General features: G+C 73.8%; 10 protein-coding genes. 6 read left to right on the top strand and 4 right to left on the bottom strand.

The genetic code is table 11. The features are described 5' to 3' along the window. Positions 1-5: 5 nt before the first annotated feature. Positions 6-230 (bottom strand): helix-turn-helix domain-containing protein, encoded by a 225-nt coding sequence (locus tag ACIBM5_RS43400; RefSeq protein WP_391583629.1) that lies wholly within the window; start codon positions 228-230, stop codon positions 6-8. A 98-nt stretch (positions 231-328) separates the two neighbouring features. Here ACIBM5_RS43400 and ACIBM5_RS43395 point away from each other — a divergent pair, with 98 nt between their 5' ends. Next, complete coding sequence (locus tag ACIBM5_RS43395; RefSeq protein WP_396012205.1) at positions 329-2,326, top strand: hypothetical protein; 1,998 nt, start codon at positions 329-331, stop codon at positions 2,324-2,326. 266 nt (positions 2,327-2,592) lie between these two features. On the opposite strand, the gene ACIBM5_RS43390 is transcribed toward ACIBM5_RS43395, so the two are convergent. The 3 genes from ACIBM5_RS43390 to ACIBM5_RS43380 all read right to left on the bottom strand — a co-directional run bounded on the left by ACIBM5_RS43390 (position 2,593) and on the right by ACIBM5_RS43380 (position 6,386). Further along, positions 2,593-4,641 (bottom strand): hypothetical protein, encoded by a 2,049-nt coding sequence (locus tag ACIBM5_RS43390; protein ID WP_396012204.1) that lies wholly within the window; start codon positions 4,639-4,641, stop codon positions 2,593-2,595. A 232-nt stretch (positions 4,642-4,873) separates the two neighbouring features. After that, positions 4,874-5,542: a class F sortase gene (locus tag ACIBM5_RS43385; protein ID WP_396012203.1), complete on the bottom strand. Its 669-nt coding sequence runs from the start codon at positions 5,540-5,542 to the stop codon at positions 4,874-4,876. Continuing rightward, positions 5,535-6,386 (bottom strand): hypothetical protein, encoded by an 852-nt coding sequence (locus ACIBM5_RS43380; protein ID WP_396012202.1) that lies wholly within the window; start codon positions 6,384-6,386, stop codon positions 5,535-5,537. The genes ACIBM5_RS43385 and ACIBM5_RS43380 overlap by 8 nt, the downstream gene beginning before the upstream one ends. Before the next feature lie 454 nt (positions 6,387-6,840). Here ACIBM5_RS43380 and ACIBM5_RS43375 point away from each other — a divergent pair, with 454 nt between their 5' ends. From ACIBM5_RS43375 to ACIBM5_RS43355, 5 genes are all read left to right on the top strand, one after another. Further along, on the top strand, positions 6,841-7,272 hold the full coding sequence (locus ACIBM5_RS43375; RefSeq protein WP_396012201.1) for a hypothetical protein: 432 nt from the start codon (positions 6,841-6,843) through the stop codon (positions 7,270-7,272). A gap of 372 nt (positions 7,273-7,644) precedes the next feature. Beyond that, positions 7,645-9,318 carry an alpha/beta hydrolase gene (locus ACIBM5_RS43370; RefSeq protein WP_396012200.1) on the top strand — a complete coding sequence of 558 codons (1,674 nt, stop codon included), beginning with the start codon at positions 7,645-7,647 and terminating at the stop codon, positions 9,316-9,318. Positions 9,319-9,541: 223 nt separating this feature from the next. Further along, positions 9,542-10,054, top strand: coding sequence for a peptide-methionine (S)-S-oxide reductase MsrA (gene msrA / locus ACIBM5_RS43365; protein WP_396012199.1), 513 nt, complete (start codon positions 9,542-9,544; stop codon positions 10,052-10,054). Between the two features lie 247 nt (positions 10,055-10,301). Further along, positions 10,302-11,066: a response regulator transcription factor gene (locus tag ACIBM5_RS43360; RefSeq protein WP_391583621.1), complete on the top strand. Its 765-nt coding sequence runs from the start codon at positions 10,302-10,304 to the stop codon at positions 11,064-11,066. Continuing rightward, positions 11,063-12,580: a sensor histidine kinase gene (locus ACIBM5_RS43355; protein ID WP_396012198.1), complete on the top strand. Its 1,518-nt coding sequence runs from the start codon at positions 11,063-11,065 to the stop codon at positions 12,578-12,580. Before ACIBM5_RS43360 ends, ACIBM5_RS43355 begins: the two co-directional genes overlap by 4 nt. The last annotated feature ends 284 nt before the right edge of the window (positions 12,581-12,864 follow it).

The raw sequence follows: 12,864 nt of genomic DNA, 5'->3' as shown, positions 1-12,864 counted from the left end.
GTTGGTCACCGGTCCTCTTGCGGTGCTCGTCGGTTCGGTGACAGTCGTTTGTGGGCGGCCTGGGCACTCATGCCCAGGGCCTGGCCGATGTGGTTCCAGGTCCAGCCCTGGGCGAGTGCGTGGTCCACTGCGGATCGCTCCAGCGCGGCCGCGAGGTTGCGCAGTGCGACCACGGCCGCGAACGCGTCCTCGGGACGCTCGGGCGAGGGAACGTCTTTGGCCTCGATCACGCATCAACTTTAGTTGATGGCGGATCGGCACGTCAACAAAAGTTGATGACCCGGGTCCGGTGTCGAGGGTGTCGGGGCGGCGCGCTACGAAGGGGGGCATGACAGCGACGTTCGACAAGCTCGACGACAAGGGCGTCCCGCCCGCCCTCACCGGACTGATCGGCGGCTTCCTCTACTGGAAGCCCGGTGCGCTCGCCGGGATCGAGCGGATCGGCGGATACCTGGCCGGCACCGTCGACCTGCCCGCCGGGCGGGAGGCTCCGGAACGGGTCGGCGCCGGCGAGTGGACCGGGTTCATCGGTCGGACCGGGGCGATCGCGCTGCGCGCGGCGGCGCCGTCGACCCGGCCCGAGCGCCGGGAACGGCTGCTCGCGTTGTTGGAGATGTGGGCGGACAGCGTCTTCGTCGACCCGACGGTGCGGATGCGCCGGGGAACGGTGCGCGACCCGCAGTCGAACGCCGTGCGCGACGAGCGCGGCGCCACGATCCTGGTCTGCCACCTCCGGGACGGCATCCGGGTGCTCGAACTGCGCACCGGTGACGCCGAGCCGCCCGGCCTGGGACCGCTGGAGGAGGTCGAGGAACTGCCGCACGACGGCTGGGGCAGTGCCCGGCAGCTCCGCGACCTGGTCGCCCTGGTCCGCGAGCGGGGGCCGATGCCGTGGGACCCGGAAGCGGTGGCGCGACTGGCCGCCGACACCGGGATGTCCCGCGCGGCCGCCGCACTCGCACTCGCGGGTACGCCCGGGACGGACATGTTCCACAAGCCGTTCCTGGACGCCGACGAACGCCGTCTGCTGGACCTGAAGGCCGGCGAAGTCGAGACCGCACGCGTCGAGTCGGGACGCCTCGAGGAACAGGGGTGGCTCGACCTGCTCGCGGGCGTACTCCCGGCCGATCCCGCCGATCTGTGGGCGCCCGACGCCCCGCGGCACCTCGCCGGCCGGATCGCCGCCGCGTGGCACCTGCGCCACGGCCGGCGGGCCCCGATCCCGGAGACCTCGCGCGCGCTGATCGCCGAGCAGGAGTCGAGGCTGCCCGCGGCCGAACTGTGCGAGGCGCTGGCCCACTCCGCGGCCGACCCGCTGCTCGCCGAGGACCTCGACACGTGGCTGAACGCCCCGCACGACGGCGGCATCGGGCTGGTCGACGCCACGGGTCGGGGTACCGCGCCGCGTCGGATGGAGCACCTGATCGAGGACCTGGCCGCCCTCGTGCCGACCGTGTACGCCGAACTCCCGGCCGGCGACCCGATCCGCGAGGGCCTGCCCGCTCTGGTGCGCAACGCCCGCGCCCGCCTGGACCACCCCGGGCTGCTGCTCGCCGCCGGCTACCTCTTCGACGAGACCACGGTCGACGAACTCCGTGCGTGGTTCGGGCCGCACCCGTACCAGGGCCCGGAGCCGCTCTCCGCGCCCGCGTTCGACGACGGCCTGACGGTGGCCGCCGGAGCCGCGCCGCCGTCCTTCTACGGCCGACACCGGCACCATCCCCGCCTGTTCTTCCGACCCGCCGTGCTCGGCGACGACGCCCGCGCGCAGCGGCTCCAGGACACGCTCGGCTTCGGTGGCGAGAACGTGCTCGCGGGCGTGCGCCGACTGCGCGGCGACTACTTCACCCGGATCGTCGCCCGCGTGGAATCCGGCGCGCTGCCGGTGGGCGCGTACGAGGCGAACCCCGCCGCGAGCGTGCCGGATCTGGTCGAACGCGCCGCGAAGGCGCTCGGCCTGGCCCCGGACCCGGCCGCGCTGTACCTGCAACTGCTCGCCCTGGAGGCGCCCACCGATCGCGGCGTGCGCACCTGGAACGGCTGGACGCCGACGCGGCACCGCAAGGCCGTCGCGGCACTCGTGGAGGCGGGCCTGGCCGTCGCCGACAAGCGCTCCCGAGCCGGGCGGGGCGTCTTCCTGCCGGGTGCGTGGGCGCCGGCGGCAAAGCCGTACCGGCCGATGGAGACCTGGAAGGCGGCGTTCCTCGGTGTCGAGGTCGCCGGCTACGACGGCGGGATCCACGACGGCGTCGTCCTCGACCGCACGCTGCCCGAACTGTTCGCCGACGCCTGGGAGTCGGTCGAGCGGGGCGAGGGACCCGGATGAGGCGCGGCGCCGGAACGGACCCGCGCCGGAGAGGATGCGCGGCGCCCGGAGCGGACCTGCGCCGGAGAGGATGCGCGGCGCCGGAACGGACCCGCGCCGGAGAGGATGCGCGGCGCCCGGAGCGGACCGCACCCCGGCGACGGGTCGCCGGCACGATCTCGTTCACCTCGACGTCGGCCGGCTGTTCGATTGTCTTCGGCCGGTGGTACCACCCGCGCCCGTCGACCGCTCCCGGCCGGCCGGCGGGGGGTGCGGTGCCGGTCGGGTCAGGCGGCCACGGCCGCCGCGGTGGCGAGCAGTTCGCCGAGGGTTCCGGTGAAGTCGGAGAGCAGGTTCGACGCCACGATCCACGCGTCCACGTCCTCGCGCAGGTGCCCGCGCACCAGGTCGCCGGCGTAGTCGCGGCACACGAGCAGGGCGTGCGCCGCCGGTCGGGCTCCGGCGAGGATCTCCGCGGGGGTCAGCAGGCCGTCGCGCAGGAGGTCGCCCACCTCCCAGATGGGCACATCGCGCACGGGAGGGTCGGCGAACAGGGTGCGTGCGACCGTGGGTGATCGGATCGATCCGGAGGAGAAGAACCCCGGTTGGCGCCGGACGAGGGCGGCGATCAGGGCTTCGGGGCACTCCGGGTGATACGCCGCGACGGCGACCGCCGGATCCCGGAAGGGCGTGGGTGCGCGGTCCGGTTCCTCGGCCAGGCGCACCCACAACGCGGGCGGCACCCGGGGCGGCAGCGCGCGCAGCGGCCACGGGGTCGGCCACGTCGCCAGATCCGCGGCCGACGCGCAGCCCTCGACGCGGTATCGGATCTGTCCGCATCGCGGATCGAAGAACCAGATGCCCTCGTCCGCCGCCGAGAGGGGTCGGAGCACTTCGGGAGGGAGCCGGTCGCCCACCGTCTCCAGGGCCCGGGCCGCGTCGTAGCGTGCGCTGATCCGTCGGGCGAGCCGGGGCGGCAGTTCGCCGGGCCAACGGCGGGCGAGCGCGACCGCGACCGCCGGCGCCGGGGTGTGCCGGCCGGCGCCGAATTCCGACAGGTCGGCCGGATCCAGCGCGGACACCACTTCGGCGGCCAGGTTCGGATCGGCCCGGCTCAGCAGCAGCGACAACGGACTGGCGGCGCCGCGGAGCAGTTCGGACGCGCCGGCGGGCGCCACCATCGGGAGCGCCGGCGCTCCCGGTGCGTCGTTCGTCGGTTCCGGTCCGCCGGCCGGCCGCGCGACGTGCCGCAGCAGTTCGGGGACCGTCCCGGGATGGCCCGGTCCCCGGCGGGCCAGACGCAGCCAGCCGGGCACGTCGCCCGGCAGCAGCGGGGCCAGCGCCGTCAGCAGCGGCCCGAACGCGGCGGTCTGCGCGGAGCGCGGGGCGAACTCGTCGATGGAGCGAAGGACGTGCCACGCGGGGCGCGCCGTGTGCAGGAAACGTTCGGGGGTGAGCACATGCTCCAACAGCGCCCGTTCCAGCGGGCGGTTGTTGTGGTCGACGGTGAAGTCCAGCTCGACCACCGCCTCCGGTGGGCAGCCCTCGGTGCCGGCCAGCGCCGCGGCCACCGCGGGGGTGAACGGGGTCGCCCGATGCGCCCGCAGCAACGCGGCCCAGTCCGGCGGTGCGTCCGCGAGCGCGAGCACGTGTCGGGCCTCGCCGCGGCGCAACCCAGGGGCCCGCAGCAGTGCGATCAGTTCGTCGCCGTCCGGTGCGGCGCAGGCCCCGACCTCCAGCAGCATCAGCCCCTCGGGCGCGTCGAGCGCCGCGCGCACGAGCGGGGCGACCACCCGGGTGCGGTAGCGCCCGACGGACAGCGCGGCGGACGCCGCCTCGGGTCCCTCGGCCCGCCACAGCCCGACCAGGGCCCGGAGCCGGGCCCGTTCGACATGGGGCCGGTTCGGCAGCCGGCCCAGTACGACCAGTGCGTGCCGGAGCAGCCGGGCGTCCCGTGCATGGACGAGGGCCAACGCGTGGACGCCGGCCCGGGTGGACGACAACACCTCGTGCAGCGCGGGGGCCGGGTCGCGGCCGAGGATCCGGCGCCGGATGCGGGTGTCCGCGCGCGGATTGACGAAGACGTGCCGATCCACCTCGGGGTCGTCGAGTTCGACCAGTTGCTCCAGCACCGGGCGCCGCAGTCGATCGTGCCGGGCGAGTGCGAGGTGGTCGCTGCGTTCGCCGTGGCTCAGTGCCCACTCGGCCACTCCCGGAACATCCGACAGTTCGGCCAACCGCCGACCGCGCACACCCGGATCGCAGCGTGCCGCGAGCCGGATGATCAGGTTCGAATCGGCGTGCCGCCACAGCGTCGAGATGGCCCTGTTCGACACGGTCCTTCGCCCCTTCCGTCCGCGCCGACGGCCGACGCGCGGGCGTCGAACGGTCGCCGCCCATCGGATCAGTGTGCCGGCGAGCGGATCCGACCAACCGGGCGGCCACCCGAACTCGGCCTGCCACGGCCCTACTTGCCTCGACCGGGGGCGGCGGCGCGGAGCACGTGCATGCGTCGGCGGCACGGCCGATCGCGGCTCGGCCGCGGCAGGGCGGGCCGAGCCGCGAGGGTCAGCGGGATCCGGTCAGGTGGGCGAACAACACCGTGTTGTCCTGGTACCCGCCGTGCTCGGGGTCGTAGTCGCCGCCGCAGGTGATCAGGCGCAGTTCGGCCCGGTTCAGGTCGCCGTACACGCGCTGCGTGGGGAAGTCGGTCTTGGTGAAACGTTCGACGGCGTCGACGGTGAACACCGCCGTGCTCCGGTCGGCGCGGTGGATCTCGACGGTGCTGCCCGCGCGTACGGTGCCCACGTCGTAGAAGACGGCGGGGCCGGTCGTCGAGTCGAGGTGGCCGACCAGCACGGCTGGGCCGAGTTCGCCCGGTGTGGGCCCTTGGTCGTACCAGCCGGCCCGTCGCTCCTGGTCGGGGGGCGGTACCTGGACGGCGCCGTCGGCGTCGAGGCCGACCGCGGCGACGGGGGCGTGCAGGCCGATCTCCGCGATGTCGACCGTGGCCGGTTCGGAGCGGGCCAGGAGCGGGCCCTCGACCGCGGGCGCGGCCGGAGCGGCGGGGGAGGGGGTTGCCGTGGATACGACCTTGGGCGCGGCCGTGGCCGCGGCGGGCGGTCGCCGGTCCTGATATCCGATGACGGCGAGCACGATGCCACAGACGAGCACCGCGACGGCCGCCGCCAGGACGAGGCGACGGCCGGCGCGGCGGGTGAGGGGTGTGTCAGCCACGCAGGCTGCCCCGACGCAGCACGAATGCGCCGACACCGGCACCGGCGACGGCGAGGGCGGCGCCGAAACCGAGCAGGTTGTCGTCGATCCCGGTGGTGCCACCCGCACCGCCGGCGACGGCGCCGACCGGGACGATCCTGGTCTGGGTGGCGACGGGGGCCGTCACCGGGCGGGCCTCGTGGTGCCGGTTGGGCGTCACGTGCTTGTGCTCGTGCTTGTGGGGCGCCGGCTTCCACGCCTCGGGCTTCTTGGCGGGCCCGTGGTCGACCACGACGGTCTTGTGGTTGTTCACCACATTGGTCGTGTGGTTGTGGTTGTTGGTGATGTGGTTGTTCGTGACCACGGTGTTGGTGACGTTGCCGATGATCAGCGTCGAGTCGCCGTTCGGGCGGTGACCGGGCTTGTGCTCCGGCTTGTCGGCCGGCTTCTCGGCCGGCTTGTGCTCCGGCTTCTCCATGGGCTTGTCGGCCGGCTTGTGCTCCGGCTTGTCCACGGGCTTGTCGGCCGGCTTGTGGACGGGCTTGTCCACGGGCTTGTCGGCCGGCTTGTGGACGGGCTTGTCCACGGGCTTCTCGGCCGGCTTGTGCTCCGGCTTGTCGGCCGGCTTCTCGGCCGGCTTGTGTGCCGGCTTGGACGAGCAGTCGTGCGTCGGGCGGGGGCAGTTCGGGGCACCGCCCGACTTCTTGGCGCCCTGCTCGTCGGCGGACCCGGCGCTCGGCGCCTCGGCCTTGATGTCCTTGGTCTGCGCGCCGGGGCCCTCGGAGGCGGCAGCGGCGGTGCCTCCCATGGCTACGGCCAACAAGCCGGCGGCTACGGTGCTGCAAAAGACACGACTGGTACGCATCAGGGACGATCTCTCCTTCGCAGCCGGCGCGTGATCGGCGGTCCGATGGGGAACGCGACGGCAAAACGGAAAGTTTCCGCTTATGGTGCGAAAATCACCCTAAGTAGCTTTATGTAACACTTATGGGCGATCGTCGCCCGCTGTGCCGTGCGTGCGGACGGTGCGCGGAAGCGACGAACTCCGGCGTCGATCCGGGGAGTTGCCGGCAGCCGGCCGGCCCGGTGGTGGCTCGACCTCGATCGGCGGGGCGCACACGGGTGGACGAGGATCCGCCGGGCGACATCGGGCACGTCGCGGCGCCCGAAGGTGCGACGGCTCGACTGTGTTGATCCGGGCAACCCGGGGTGCATCGCCCGCGGTGCGGGCGGTGGGCGGCAGCAGAGGGAGAAGCCCCAGCGCCCGCAAGCGTGTTCGCGCTACATTCCAGCCGTCTCGACAACCGAGTGGGGGGACCATGACGGGTGGCGCCGGCAGGCGAAGAACGCGATCACGGGCGGCGTCCGGGATCGCGCCGATCCTGGCGGCCCTGGTGGTCGCCTCGTGCTCGATGACACCGGACATGTTCGACGGCCCGGTGCACGACGTCACGCGGGACTACCTGCGCGCCGTCGCCGGTGGTGCCTCGCCGGCACCGTTCTACGGCGATTGCGACGGCAAGCACGGCGGGAACGCCGAACGGGCGTTGGCGGGGGAGGGCGGCGGATTCACCTTCACGATGGACAGTTCCTTTCAGGAGGACGATGCGGCCACGGTGAACGTGAACATCACCGGCCAGGACCACACCGCGTCCCCGTATGCCGTCGACCTGCGGCGGGAGAACGGGAAGTGGTTCGTCTGCGGCCTGGATACGCACCATGTGCAGATCAACGCCGGCATCGTGCCTTGAGTCGACCGACGACGGGCAGCGGCGCCTGCTCGACCTCCGGCGGATCTCGGCGGTCCGCGCCGCCCGACATCCGCCCCGCCGGCTCCGCGCCGCCCGCGCCGGTCCGTACCGGAGAACGGCCGACGACAACCACCGTGCGGCTGCTTCCCCGGCCTGGCCGAGACCCGGCACCGGACCGTGCGGGCTGACGTGCCGAGATCCGCGGACGGGACCCCGGACGAAACCGACCCGATCCGGCAGAGTCCGCCGGGCAGGGCGGGCACGGGCGACGGCTGACGAACCGCGAATTTCCACCCCGCGGGAGGCGTCCGTCTGGGATATTGCGGGCGAGCGCGATCGCCCACACCCGGAACGGAAACGGAAACGGTGACCATGACTCCCGACCGCCACGCCTTCGGTGCCACGCACGACCCGACCCGCCCGTCCGTCCGCCGACACCGGCCGGTCTCCGCGAGCCGGCGGCGCCCACTGCGCCTGCGAGTCGCCGCAGTCGCCGTCGCGGGCCTGGCGATCATCGGGGCCGGCTCGGCCGACGCCTCCGCCGCCGCCTCGGACACGCCGCCGACGCCCACCCTGGCCTGGGCTCCCTGCGCGCAGGACGCGACCTTCGACTGCGCGAACGCCACGGTGCCGCTGGACTATCGCGACCCGCGCGGCCGCACGCTCACCCTGGCGGTGATCCGGCACAAGGCCACGGATCCGACCCGGCGGCTGGGCACCCTGGTCATGCAGCCGGGCGGGCCGGGCAACTCCGGTGTCGACTTCGTCCGCGGCAACCACGCCGCGCTGCCCGCCGAACTGCGCGAGCGATTCGACGTGTTCGGCTTCGACGCGCGCGGGATCGCGCGCAGCGCGCCGTACGAGTGCTGGGACGACGCCCGCTACACCCAGGAGATCGCGCGGTCGCCGGGACACCCGGGCCCCGGCGGGTACGAACGGGCGGTGGCCACCGCGCGGGACTTCGACGCCGCCTGTGCGAGCAAGGCCGGCGACGTACTGCCCTTCATGGGCACCGACTACGTCGCCCGCGACCTGGACCTGCTGCGCCGGGCGCTGGGGGAGCGCCGGCTCTCCTTCTACGGACGTTCGTTCGGCAGCTTCGTCGGCACCGTCTACGCCGACCGCTACCCGGGACGGGTCCGCGCCATGGTGCTCGACGGCGCCTACGACCCGGTGCACTACGCGAGCCGCCCCTACGAGTACGACCGGCCGCAATACCTCGCGCTCGACGGCGCGATGGGCCGCTTCCTCGACTGGTGCGGCAGCGATCCGGCCGGCTGCGGATTCGGCGGCGGCGACGCGCGCGGCGCCTTCGACCGCCTGATCGACGAACTCGACGCCCATCCGGTCGCCACCCCCTCCGGAGCCCTCGCCAACGGCTACACCCTGGCCTATCGGCTGATGTTCAACATCAACGAGGGCAAGGCGGTGTGGCCCGCGTTCGGTGCGGCACTGCGCCAGGCGGAACTGCGCGACGGGACCGCGTTCCTGCTCCGCCCGCCCTCGCCGGCGAGCTTCGACTTCCTCACCGCCAACATCGCCGTCGAGTGCGTCGACCGGGTCTACCCCCAGGACATGGCCCGGCTGGAGCGCAACGTGCGCGCCAACGTGCGCGACGCACCACTGCTCGGCCCGGCCATCGGCTTCGGGCCGCCCACCTACGACCACAACCACGCCCCGGCCTGCGTGCAGTGGACCGGCGAGCGGGTCAGCCGGCATCAGGGCTCGTACCGCGCACGTGGCTCGGCGCCCATCCTGGTCCTGGGCACCACCGGCGACCCGGACACCCCGTATCAGGACGCGGTCGCGCTGGCCGAACGGCTGGACAACGCTCGGCTGCTCACCTTCCGTGCCGAGGGACACACCGCATTCGGTCGCAGCGGGTGCGCCAAGGCGGCGGCGACGGCCTACCTGACCGACCTGAAACTGCCGCCGCGGGGCACGGTCTGCGCCGACGAGGCGGATCCGACCGGCACGCCGGCCGCGGCCCGCTCGACGCGCACGGATGCCCCCGGCGCCGACGAAGGGTTCGAACGAATCGGCTGACCGGGCCCGCCGATCGCCGCGGTGCGGGCGGTGCACACCTCGCGCGTCCGGGACCGGTGCCGGCATCGACGGGGTGCCCATCGCCGGGGTCCCCCGGTTTCGACGAAATGTTGCCTCGATAGGCTGATGGGCACGATCCCCGGCTTCGCCGGCCGACGGGAACACCCGTGCCGCGTCGCGTGTTCTTTCCTCCGCAGCAGGTCGAGGAGTCAGGAGTGGTGACATGAGTACTCAGGTGGAGAAGGCGGTTCTGGCCGGCGGATGCTTCTGGGGGATGCAGGACCTCGTCCGCAAACAACCGGGCGTGACGGCCACCAGGGTCGGCTACTCCGGCGGTGACGTGCCGAACGCGACCTACCGCAACCACGGCGACCATGCCGAGGCGATCGAGATCCTCTTCGATCCGTCGGTGACGTCCTACCGCGACATCCTGGAGTTCTTCTTCCAGATCCACGACCCGACCACCCGGGACCGCCAGGGCAACGACATCGGCCGGAGCTATCGCTCGGCGATCTACTACGCCGACGAGCAGCAGCGCGCGACGGCCGTCGAGACCATCGCGGACGTGCAGGCCAGCGGCCTGTGGCCGGGCGATGTGGTGACCGAACTGGAGCCGCTGGGCGACTTCTGGCAGGCCGAGCCCGAGCACCAGGACTACCTGGAGCGCTACCCGAACGGCTACACCTGCCACTTCCCGCGCCCCGGCTGGAAGCTGCCGCGGCGCGCCGGCGCCTGAGTGCAGCCCGCCGCGCCCCGCACCGGACCCCGGTCCCGGTGCGGGGCGCCGCCGCGTCCGGACCAGCCGCGTGGAACCGGGCACCGACCGGGCGCGTGGAACTGCGGACCGGCCGACCGGGCGGGTGGAACCGGGCACCGACCGGCCGTGTGGAACTGCGGACCGACCGGCCGCGTCCCCCACCGCGGATCGACGTAGAGTCTCCCTCCCCACCTCCGGGGGGCCGGCGAACGCGGGACGGCACACCATGACCACGACTCCAGGAATCGACGACGAGGGCCGGGGCCGGGACGCGGGCGAGCCGGCGCGCATCCTCGTCGTCGACGACGACCCCGCCATCCGCCGCGCCCTCGAACGCGGCCTGCGCCTGGCGGGCTACCGGGTGCTGCTCGCCTCCGACGGCGCCGCCGCCCTCGCGGTCACCGGCACCGCCGAGCACCCGACACCCCGCGCGCCGCACGTGATCGTCCTGGACGTGGCCATGCCCGGCTGCTCCGGCATCGAGGTCTGCGCCACGCTGCGCTCCCGGGGCATCGAGACCCCGGTTTTGATGTTGTCCGCCCGGGACGAGACGGCCGACCGGATCACCGGCCTGGAATCGGGCGCGGACGACTACCTGGTCAAACCGTTCGACCTGCGCGAACTCGAACTCCGCCTGCGGGCGCTGCTGCGCCGCCGGCCCCCGACCGCCCCGGGCGATGCGGTGCTCCGGGCCGGCCCGCTCGTGCTGGACGCCGCCGCTCACCTGGCCACCCACGAGGGCGAGCCGGTGAACCTGACCAGGCGCGAGTTCGCCCTGTTGGACGTGTTCGTACGCAACGCCGGCCAGGTGCTGACCCGTGATCAACTGCTGGCCCGGGTCTGGGGATACGACTTCGAGGTCCGCACCGACGTGGTCGACACCTTCGTCAGCTACCTGCGCCGCAAGCTGGAGGCCGGCGGCCGGCCACGCCTGCTGCACACCGTGCGCGGAGTCGGCTTCGTGCTGCGCGTGCCGGGCGGCCGGGGATGACCCTTCCCGACAAGCGCGCGGCCGGAGTCCGCCGCCGGCCGACCATGCGGCTGTCCACCCGGATCGCGCTGGCCGTGGGCGTGCTCGTCCCGCTCCTGGTGATCGCCGCGGGAACCCTGGTCGTGCGCTGGGCCACCGCCGACGTGACCCACCGTCAGGACGCGGCCCTGCGGCAACGCGCCGACCACCTCGCACCCGACGCGCGAGCACTGCTGCGCGCCGTGGAGAACGATCGGGAGAACGCGGTCCGGGCCCGGGAGAACAAACTGCTCGACGGTGCGCTCGACCTGGGCGTGCGGATCGAACTGCCCGGCGGACCGGTGTCCGCGGGACCGCAACCGCCGCCGGACGTGCCGCTGCCGGACGCGCGGCGCCGCGGCCCGGTCACGGTCCGCGCCGACGGCAAGGCCTGGCGCATGGTCACCCGTCCGCTCGGCGCGGGCCGCGGGGGCGGGAGCACCCTGCGGGTGTTCCAGCCGACCTCCGAGACGGACGCGCGGACGGCACTGCTGCGTCGGCGGGTACTCGTCGTGGCCGCGTTCGCCGTACCGATCTCCGCGCTGGCCGGCCTCGCCGTCGGCGCCGGCGCGACCCGCTCGCTGCGCGCCCTGCGCCGGCGTGCGGCCGCGATCGAGCCGGACGACGACGCGCGCCCGGATGTACACCTGCCGTCCGGCGTGGCCGAGGTGGACGACCTGGGCCGCACGCTTGCGGCGGTGCTCGGTCGCTACGACGCGCAGACCGCCCGCACCCGCGAAGCACTGGAGACGGCGCGCGCGTTCGCCGCGACGGTGGACCACGAACTGCGCGGGCCGCTCACCGGCATCCGGACCGACCTGGACGTGCTTGCCGCCTATCCCGATCTGACGTCGGCCGAACGCGCCGAGATCCTCGGCGACGTCACGGCCGGGCAGGAGCGCATCCTGTCCCTGCTGGCGTCGCTGCGTGCGCTCGCCCAGGGGGATCTGGCCGACGGGCAGTCCTTCGAGCGGGTCGACCTGGGGGAACTGGCGCACGAGGCGGCCCGCGACGCGCGCATGCGGCATCCGGACGCGGACGTGGCGGTGTCCGCCCCGCAGGAGATCCGGGTGGACGGCCTGCGGCCGGGGCTGCGGCTGCTCCTGGACAACCTGATCGGCAACGCGCTCGTTCACGGACGCGGACCGGACGGCGCGGCCTCGATCCGCATCGGCGTCGACGTCGACCCGGACGGCGCCCGGATCCGGGTGGACGACGACGGGCCGGGAATACCGGTCGAGCGGCGCGACGAGGTGTTCGAGCGATTCCGTCGCGGCCCGGACAGCCCGGGGGCCGGCCTGGGCCTGACCCTGGTCGCCCAGCAGGTGGCGCTGCACCGGGGGCACGTTGCCGTGGGCACCGCGCCGCCCGGCCCGGGCACCCGCATCGAGGTGCGGCTGCCGCTGCGGCGCCCCGACGAACCGGCCGGCGGGACCGGGGGGATCCGGCACGACTGGCTGATCCGCGAGCCGGCGGAAACCACGCAGCGGAGGTGACCGGCCCGGGCGGGCGCCCAGGTGTATCGACCACGAGCGTTGTTGACAGGGTCGGGTCTTGATCACGGCGAAGACCTCCGGACAGTCCCGGTCGGGTCGGGCTCCGGGTCGCCGTCCCGCAGGCGCGAGTTGGCGCGGGTCACTGGAACGGGTGTCGGTTCGGCCCCGATTCGCCCGGTTCGGCTTCGACTCGACCACCGGATCGGGCCCCGGCCGGGCTCCCCGACGGGCAGTGTGTCGGGCCCACAAGAACCCCACAGACAGCCCACAGGAAGCCCACAGAA

Source organism: Embleya sp. NPDC050493 (assembly GCF_044458105.1).
In the GTDB taxonomy this organism is placed as follows: Bacteria; Actinomycetota; Actinomycetes; order Streptomycetales; family Streptomycetaceae; genus Embleya.
Note: the sequence above shows the minus strand (reverse complement) of the source record. Positions and strands in the feature narration are given on the sequence as shown.